This window comes from Enterobacter cloacae complex sp. IR5441, assembly GCF_049238215.1.
In the GTDB taxonomy this organism is placed as follows: domain Bacteria; phylum Pseudomonadota; class Gammaproteobacteria; order Enterobacterales; family Enterobacteriaceae; genus Enterobacter; species Enterobacter hormaechei_C.
Window position 1 is genome coordinate 1 of the sequence record NZ_JBMKIA010000107.1, and the last position, 1,218, is coordinate 1,218.

2 protein-coding genes are annotated in these 1,218 nt (G+C 46.4%); one reads left to right on the forward strand and one right to left on the reverse strand.

Annotation, left to right across the window (positions count from 1 at the left end):
- The first annotated feature begins 149 nt into the window (after positions 1 to 149).
- Positions 150 to 782 carry a hypothetical protein gene (locus ACOTX5_RS26535; protein WP_044703935.1) on the forward strand — a complete coding sequence of 211 codons (633 nt, stop codon included), beginning with the start codon at positions 150 to 152 and terminating at the stop codon, positions 780 to 782.
- Between the two features lie 46 nt (positions 783 to 828).
- Here the strand turns inward: ACOTX5_RS26535 and ACOTX5_RS26540 are convergent.
- Positions 829 to 1,218, reverse strand: a 390-nt coding sequence (locus ACOTX5_RS26540; protein WP_252024372.1) for a tail assembly protein, incomplete at its 5' end; no start/stop codon positions are given.

A 1,218-nucleotide genomic window follows, 5' to 3' on the forward strand; every position in this document is an offset into this window, starting at 1 on the left:
GTCATATTTCGCCCATAAAAAAGCCACCTTAAGGTGGCTACTGTTTGAATATCAGGATGTTGATTCCTTACAGCCCTGGGTATGTTGATACTTTGCTGTAGTTACTAAATAAAACTTTCGTCTGGATCAAATAGGTTAAGGAAAGTGAAATGATTGTCGTGTCATCCTTTGAAATAACGGAATCCGGAAGACGTTCCCAACCATGGGGTGCAACCGAAGGACATCAGTATAAAGCGGGGAAATACTATAATTTTAGAGAGCACCCCGAACTCATCACTACACATTTAGAAGACTTTGTAGAGCACGCAGACCAAATATCGGTACAAAATTTTTACGATTTTATTAGATGGATAAACGGTCCAGGAAGTGCCCTGGAAAGCACTGACTGTATGCTCTCTGGAGAACCTAAGGATGATCCATCAGCAGCCTTATTCAGGTGTACACATGGAATAACAGGCCGCTTCGAATTTTTCCTTCGACAGATAGAAATGAATGCAAACAAAGAAGCAATCATATGGGTTTACGATAAATTATCGATATACCTTCAGATAGAAAGGTCCGATTTTAGAAAAGGCTCCTTCCGCATCAGCCCCCTCATAACGGACTACATCACCCCCGACGGGAACAAGTTGACCGGGCACAGATTCTGTATCTATTTCCAGGCTTACGGGAATGGCATCCAAGATGCCTGGCTCTCGCTTGAAACAATGTTTGATAGTCTCGTGAAAACCACAAAACGGCTGAACTCTGAAATCATCAGTGGCCAGGCTGTACCGCTGTAAAAATAGCTGTTTATCCATAACATCTCTCCGGCCTCAGGGATGAGGCTTATTGCTGATCTTCTGCATAAATCCCGGCGGAGATAATCGCGCCGCCAATTTCCCGTTGCCCATAAAGCAGGGGAACGGGATTGCCAGATGCCGTCGTGTTAACGGGACCACCAAACGCATAGGAGGGTTTGTTATCAGGTTCCTGACGCATTCGCAGACCTGAAACCTGAGGAGAGAGCATTTGCACTACACCGCCAACGGCCATTGCGGCACCAACGGAAAACATGAGGTTACTTGCTGCGATACTAACTCCCGGCATCCATATGGCAGCAGCGACCAGAGCCGTTCCGAGCAACGCCTGGAAAACTCCAGCTCTTTTACTACCCCTTATCACAGGGATTATTCTTAACTCATCACCCGGCCCCAGGAGTTCAAACTCTTCGTGCCC